At 64.8% G+C, this 7369-nt stretch carries 3 protein-coding genes and 2 rRNA genes (1 of these 5 only partly in view); all 5 read right to left on the reverse strand.

The features are described from left to right. Nucleotides 1–9: 9 nt before the first annotated feature. Nucleotides 10–1221: a KamA family radical SAM protein gene (locus OV287_RS35185; protein WP_267538418.1), complete on the reverse strand. Its 1212-nt coding sequence runs from the start codon at nt 1219–1221 to the stop codon at nt 10–12. Then, nucleotides 1221–2594 carry a KamA family radical SAM protein gene (locus OV287_RS35190; protein WP_267538419.1) on the reverse strand — a complete coding sequence of 458 codons (1374 nt, stop codon included), beginning with the start codon at nt 2592–2594 and terminating at the stop codon, nt 1221–1223. The genes OV287_RS35185 and OV287_RS35190 overlap by 1 nt, the downstream gene beginning before the upstream one ends. Before the next feature lie 98 nt (nt 2595–2692). Next, entirely contained in the window at nt 2693–5536 is a 2844-nt protein-coding gene (locus tag OV287_RS35195) for a serine/threonine protein kinase (protein WP_267538420.1), read from the reverse strand. 374 nt (nt 5537–5910) lie between these two features. Next, a 5S ribosomal RNA gene (gene rrf, locus OV287_RS35200) occupies nt 5911–6027 on the reverse strand. 168 nt (nt 6028–6195) lie between these two features. Further along, a 23S ribosomal RNA gene (locus tag OV287_RS35205) occupies nt 6196–7369 on the reverse strand; it runs 1795 nt beyond the window's last position.

A 7369-nucleotide genomic window follows, 5' to 3' on the forward strand; every position in this document is an offset into this window, starting at 1 on the left:
CGCCCTGCCCTACCCCCAGCGCCGGGCCTGCCACACAGCGTCGTAGGGGCAGGTGCAGTCGGTCTGCTCGGGCTCGGGGTAGGCGTAGCGCTCGCCCTTGAAGTTGCGGAACACGGTCTCGTGCTCGCCGCGCTCCACGACGTAATCGGGCTGGAGGGTCACCTTGCCGCCGCCGCCGGGAAGGTCCACCGCGAGGTGGGGAACGGCGAGCCCGGTGGTGTGGCCGCGCAGCTGCTGAATGATCTCCATGCCCTTGGAGATGGGGGTGCGCAGGTGCTCGCAGCCCTGGGCCACATCCATCTGGTGGAGGTAGTAGGGGCGGACGCGGATGCGCAGCAGGGCGTGGGAGAGTTCCTTGATGATGCGGGCATCCGAGTTGAGCTGCCGCATGAGGACAGCCTGGTTCTCCACGGGGACGCCGTGGTCCACGAGCCGCTCACAAGCCTCACGGGCCTCGGGGGTCACTTCCTTCGGGTGGTTGAAGTGAGTGACGACGTAGACGGGGGCGTAGCGGCGCAGGAGCCGGGCCAGCGAGTCGGTGACGCGCATGGGCAGGCACACGGGCACGCGGGTGCCGATGCGCACCATCTCCACGTGGGGAATCTCGTGGAGGGGGGCGAGCAGCTCCTCCAGCCGCTCCTCGGAGAGGAGGAACGGATCTCCACCGGAGATGAGGACGTCACGCACCTCGGGGTGGCGGCGGATGTACTCGAGACCGCGCCGCATCTGCTCCTTGGTGAGCTCGGCCTCGCCGCCCTTGGTGATACGGCGGCGGGTGCAGTGGCGGCAGTAGACGGAGCACGTGTCGAGCGCGAGGAAGAGGACGCGGTCCGGGTACTTGTGGACGATGGCCTCTTCGGGCCGGGTCTTGTCCTCGCCGAGCGGGTCCTCGAGCTCACCGGGGCGGATACGGGCCTCGGCGCGCACGGGGATGGACTGCATCCGGATGGGGCAGAACGGATGATCGCGGTCGATGAGGGACAGGTAGTACGGGCTGATGCCGATGCGGAACAGCTCGGAGGTCTCCTGCACACCGGCGCGCTCGTCGGGGGTGAGGAGGACGTACTTCTCCAACTGCGCGAGGTTGCGCACAGCATGGCGCTGGTGCCAGCGCCAGTCGGACCACTCGGCATCAGTGGCGTCGGGAAAAAGAGTACGGCGCCCGGCCTCGGAGGCCGGACGCGCGAGAGCGCCCTTGGAGGGCGGCACTGGGGGGAGCATCACGCCGCCTTGGCCTGATCACGCCACCACTGCTGACCGGACTCGGGCAGCGTGTAGATCGGGTCGAAGTACTCGTACTTGCGCGAGAGGGCGTCGGGGTCATTGCCCTCGATGCCGGTGCGGTAGTTCTTGGTCCAGTAGGAGATGCCGCGCTCCTGGTCGTACTCGGCGATCTGGTGGATCCACCGCTTCCCGACGAAGGGCACGTCGCAGACGATGCGCGGGGTGGCGAAGCCGGGCATGTACCCCATGATGTCGTGCTGGAGCTTCTGGGCCTCGGCCACGCTGAGCCGCCAGTGCTCCGAGTTGGGGATCATGTCGCACATGTAGAAGTAGTACGGGAGGATCTTCGCGTGATCGAGCAGGGTGAAGCACAGCTCGAGGAGATCCTTGGGGGTGCTGTTGACGCCGCGCAGGAGCACGCCCTGGTTGCGCACATCGCGGAAGCCCATGTCGAGCAGCTTGCGCACGGCCTTCCCCACGAGCGGGGTGAGCTGGCGGGCATTGTTGACGTGGGTGTGGAGCGCGAGGTCCACGCCGCGCTCGTTGGCCTTCTTGGCGAGGCGCTCCAGCCCCTGGAGGACGGAGTCCTGGAGGAAGTGCTGGGGGATGGCCATGAGGCCCTTGGAGGCCAGGCGGATGTCCCGGATGTTGGGGATGTCGAGCAGGGCGCTGACGAAGGGCTCGAGGGCCTGGATGGGGAGGTTGGCGATGTCACCACCGCTGACGACCACATCGCGGACGGTGGGCGTCCGGCGCAGGTAGTCGAGCATCTGCTCGTAGCGCTCCTTCTGGCCGATGTTGAAGCGGTGCTTCTGGACCTGGGGAACGTCGTTGCCCACGAGGTCCATGCGGGTGCAGTGGCCGCAGTACTGGGGGCAGGTGGGGAGCATCTCCGCTAGCACCTTGGTGGGGTAGCGGTGGGTGAGCCCTTCCACGGCCCACATGTCGGCCTCATGGAGGCTGTCGCGGCTGGCCTTGGGGTGGTTGGGCCACTCGGGGTGCCGGTCGTCGAAGGCGGGCAGCATGTAACGGCGGACCGGGTCGTTCCACAGGTCCGTCTCGTCCATGGTGTTGAGCATCTGGGGCGGGACGAGGATGGACATCGTCGCCCGCTCCTGCTGGTCGCGCTCCATGCTGGCCAGGAGGTCATCCGGCAGGAAGTGGCCGAGGGTGGCCTTGAGCTCCTTGAGATTCTTGACGGTGTGCTTGCGCTGCCAGACGGAACTCTCCCACTCGGCCTGGGTGACGTCCTTGTAGCCAGGGAGGCGGCGCCAGTCGGGCTCCACGAACTCACGGCGGAGCGGATAGGAGAAAGGCTGCTGCGCGGGCCCGGCCGAAGCGGCCTTTCCGCGGATGGGCGTCGTCGTCATGGCGATCCACCTTGAAAGGGAACCAGGGCCCGGAAAGCGGGCACCCGGATGAAAGCCCCTCTTTACCCAACATTAAAAAGAGGGCAACGAATGCGTGATTACTCGAGCGGGATGTTGATGAGCTTGGCCACATCCCCCTCGGAGATGGTGACCTTCTGGGGCTTGCTCTGTTTGCCGCCGAGCTTGAAGATGACGGTGCGGCTGCCCACCGGGAGGAGCAGCGGATTGCCGAGCGCCACAGGCGTCTCCCGGCCGGTGTTCTTGCCGTCGACCCAGATCTGAGCGCCGGGAGGACGAGAGCTGCAGGCGAGCTTGCCCTTGGCCACCGACCGGGAAGAAGAGGACTTGGTGCCGGTGCTCTTGGAGGGGGTGGACTGCTTGACGACGGTGCGCTCGGGAGCGGGCTCTTCCTTTTCGAGCTCAAACGACACTTCCAGCTCCGTCTCGCCGGTGGAGCGGAACTTGCCGGAGTAGCGCTTGTAGCCAACGCGCGTGGCCGTGAAGGAGTAGGTCTTCCCGATGGTGAGGTCAGCGAGCTTGACGTCGGGTGTCTTGCCCAAGCGCTTGCCGCCCACCTCGATCTCTGCACCGGAGTCTCCCACGAACACCGCCTCGAACGTGGTCGGCTTGGGAGGCTCCACGGCCGCTGGCGGGGTACCGGTCCCGGTCCCAGTCTCCGGAGCGGGGTCAGTGGCCGCCGCGGTCTGCGGGGCTGGATCCTGCGTGGGAGTGCCCTCCTCGGGCTGCGAGCCGGTCGGCGCTGCGTCCTGGGTGCCAGTTCCCGTCCCGGTCCCCGTCCCTGTCGCACTGGCGACCTGGGCGTCATTCGCAGCCGGCTTGTCGGGCTGATCGGGCGGAGGCTCGGCCTCGAGCGTCACGGACAGCACCTGCGCGCGCTGGCCCTTGGTGACGGTGACCATCTGCTCCGTGCGCAAATGACCTGGAGCGGTGGCGGTCAGCTTGTGGGCGCCCTCGAGCAGCTCGATGACCTGGTTCTGCGCGACCAACTGCCCGTCGATCCGGACCTCCGCGCCCTCGGCGGGCTGGACGGAGATCATCACGCTGCCAGTGCTGGGCCCGGAGAACATCACGACCGCCAGGACCACAAGCACGAGCACCAGGGCGCCCGCGGCGATGCCGAGGACAGCCTTGGGAGGCAGCTTCTTGCCGGCCACGGGAGCGCGAGGAGCCTTCTGAGGAGCCTTCTTCTGGGGCGCGGGCTTCGACTTCTGGGGGGCGGGCTCCTCAGCTTCCTGAGCCTCCTGCGGGATGGCGATAGGGCCGGTGGTCTCCTCCTCTTGAGGATCGTCCACCTCATCTGACGAGTGCTGGTCGCCGTATTCGTCAGGAGCATCCTGCTCGGCCAGGTGCTGCTCGTCCTGCTCGTCGTGCGCGGCCTCCTCGTCATGGGAGGAGGGCTGCTCCGCCTCCATCGTCAGCCGCCTGCGCTGCCCCGTGGGCATCGGGCTGAGCATGGTGCTCCCCGATTCGACCTGCCCGACGCGGGTAGCATTGGACTCCTGAGGCTCGGGAGTCGGACGCGCCGTGGGAGCGGGACCGACGACGGTCGCGCCCGCATAGCCCTCTCCTTCTTCCTCGCCGATGACGACCTGCTGCCTGCCACCGCGGCCCCTGTCGCGAGCAGAAGGCGGTGGGGCGTCATTCTCTGGGGGATAGCTCGTCTCGCCCGTCAGGCTGTCATCGACCAGCACGCTCGACGAGGACCCCTGGCCAGAGGCATCGGGCCGAGGGACCACCAGGGAAGGATCGAAGATCTGCGTCTTGTCCGCCGCCCCATCGAGCTCTGCCAGCTCCTCGTCGGTAGGGGGAGGCACGTAGCCACTGTTCACGGCGGGCTGAGCCGGAGCAGTGGGAGAGCGGCCGGCCATGGGCGCCGCGGGGAGGGACTGGTGCCGGCGCGGCGGACGAGACAGTTCGCCGGTGACCCCGGTGGTTTCGATCTGATCCGGACGCTCGACGGAGGCATAGCGCTCCATCTTCTCGGCCTCGCGGACGATGTCCTCCGCGAACGCCTCCTTCATGTAGGCCGAGAGGTGCTTGGACGAGTAGATGGCATCGCCGGCCAGGAGGAAGCGCATCAAATCTTCCTGGAGGTCCGAGCCCCACTGGTAGCGCTCCTCCGCATCCCGGGCGAGGGCCTTCATCAAGACCTTCTCGAGGCCCGACGGGATGTTGGGATTGAACTGCCGCGGCATGGGCACGTCCGCGTTGCGGACCTTCTCCAGGGTGGAGAAGTCCGACTCGCCGACGAAGAGCCTCTCGCCCGTCAACATCTCGTAGAGGATGACCCCCACGGCGAAAACGTCGCTGCGGCGATCAATGGGCAGGCCGCGGACCTGCTCCGGGCTCATGTAGCCGAACTTGCCCTTGAGGATACCGGCTTGCGTCTTCTGCGACCGGTTCGCCGCCTTGGCGATACCAAAGTCGATGATCTTCACCTCGCCTTCGTACGAGATGAGGATGTTCTGCGGAGAGACGTCGCGATGGATGATGCCCAGGTCCTGCCCGCGCGCATCCTTCTTGCGGTGCGCATAGTCGAGGCCCTCGCACATCTTCGAAGCAATGAAGACGGCCTGGGCGGTAGGCATGATCTCCTTGCGCCGCCGGTAGCGCTCCAGGAGCGTGCGCAGATCCCGCCCGGCCACGTACTCCATTGCGATGAAGTAGGTGTCCTCGTGCTTCCCGAGCTCGTCGATGCGCACGACGTTGGCGTGGTTCAGCTCGACGCTGATCCGCGCTTCGTCGATGAACATCGTGATGAACTCTTCATCCTCCGCCATCGTCGGGAGGATCTTCTTGATCGCGAGGATCCGCTCGAACCCTTCGACGCCGAAGGCCTTGGCCGTGAAGACCTCCGCCATGCCGCCAACGTTGATGCGCTCGAGGAGGAGGTACTTCCCAAATGAGGTCGGCTTCTTCATTGCGTGGATCCGCCCGCACCCGGAAGGCCACAGTTCCGCTCGGGGGGAGCATTGGGTGGGAAACCGGACGAATCCGGGACTTTAGTCGGAGCACGGACGGGGAGTCAAACCACCCCGGATGGCGGATTCCTCAAGAGTTCCAGCCACTTGAGCCATGCAAGCCGGCGCTCGAGGGTCGCCCGCGAACGCAGCACCAGCCGCAGCAACCGGACTCCCTCACACGGCTCGAGAGCTCCCGGAATCGGGCCTGGCCGAAGCGGCACGTCGCGCCACGCCTGGCTGGACGAAGTCGGCCTGGGCACGATGACCCATAGCCCGCAAAGGCGAAGGCCCCGAGTCCTCACGTGTGTGAGGACTCGGGGCCTTCAAAAAAAATCCGGCAGCGACCTACTCTCCCGCGCGGTTTCCCGCGGAGTACCATCGGCTCTGGAGGGCTTAACTTCCGTGTTCGGGATGGGAACGGGTGGGACCCCTCCGACATTGCCACCGGAAACTGAGTGACTCGTGCATACAAAGGGTAGTTTTCAATTCTGCTTTAGAGAAGCTTGTGCCTTCTTCCGGGCCGGCGCCGCTCTCTTTGGAGCGCGCTCGGGGCCTCGACCTTGGACTCGAATCCCTCAGCTCTCCCCTGGTGGGGTGGAGCCTGTGAGAGATTGAGGTATAGTAAGCCTCACGACCAATTAGTACCGGTTAGCTCAACGCGTTACCGCGCTTACACACCCGGCCTATCAACGTCGTAGTCTTCGACGGGTCTTCAGGGGCTTGCGCCCGGGATACCTGTTCTTGAGGTCGGTTTCCCGCTTAGATGCTTTCAGCGGTTATCCAATCGACACATGGCTACCCAGCGATGCCTCTGGCGAGACAACTGGTACACCAGCGGTGTCTCCAACCCGGTCCTCTCGTACTAAGGTCAGAGCCTCTCAAGTATCCTACGCCCACAGCAGATAGGGACCAAACTGTCTCACGACGTTTTGAACCCAGCTCGCGTACCGCTTTAATTGGCGAACAGCCAAACCCTTGGGACCTGCTCCAGCCCCAGGATGCGATGAGCCGACATCGAGGTGCCAAACCTCCCCGTCGATGTGAACTCTTGGGGGAGATAAGCCTGTTATCCCCGGAGTACCTTTTATCCGTTGAGCGATGGCCCTTCCATTCAGGACCACCGGATCACTATGACCTGCTTTCGCACCTGCTCGACCTGTCGGTCTCGCAGTCAAGCTCCCTTATGCCATTGCACTCGACGCCCGGTTTCCAATCGGGCTGAGGGAACCATCGCGCGCCTCCGTTACGTTTTGGGAGGCGACCGCCCCAGTCAAACTACCCACCAGACAGTGTCCCAGCTCCCGTTAAGGGGGCGTGGTTAGACACCAGAATCCGACAGGGTGGTATTTCACCGTTGCCTCCACCGAACCTAGCGGCCCGGCTTCAAAGGCTCCCACCTATCCTACACAGTCGAACCCTAGTGTCACTGTCAAGTTGTAGTAAAGGTTCACGGGGTCTTTCCGTCTTGCTGCGGGTAAACTGCATCGGCACAGCTATTTCAATTTCGCTGAGTCCCTCTCCGAGACAGTGCGGAAGTCGTTACTCCATTCGTGCAGGTCGGAACTTACCCGACAAGGAATTTCGCTACCTTAGGACCGTTATAGTTACGGCCGCCGTTTACTGGGGCTTCGGATCATCGCTTCGCCTTGCGGCTGACGAATCCCCTTAACCTTCCAGCACCGGGCAGGAGTCAGACCCTATACGTCGGCTTCTTGCCTTCGCAGAGTCCTGTGTTTTTGGTAAACAGTCGCTACCGCCATTTCTCTGCAACCTCTCTCGGCTTCGGCTGTA

The organism is Archangium lansingense (genome assembly GCF_026626635.1).
In the GTDB taxonomy this organism is placed as follows: domain Bacteria; phylum Myxococcota; class Myxococcia; order Myxococcales; family Myxococcaceae; genus Archangium; species Archangium lansingense.

Coding starts and splice junctions, on each gene's coding strand:
- OV287_RS35185 (WP_267538418.1), bottom strand. CDS start 1,221: ATGCTCCCCCCAGTGCCGCCCTCCAAGGGCGCTCTCGCGCGTCCGGCC.
- OV287_RS35190 (WP_267538419.1), bottom strand. CDS start 2,594: ATGACGACGACGCCCATCCGCGGAAAGGCCGCTTCGGCCGGGCCCGCG.
- OV287_RS35195 (WP_267538420.1), bottom strand. CDS start 5,536: ATGAAGAAGCCGACCTCATTTGGGAAGTACCTCCTCCTCGAGCGCATC.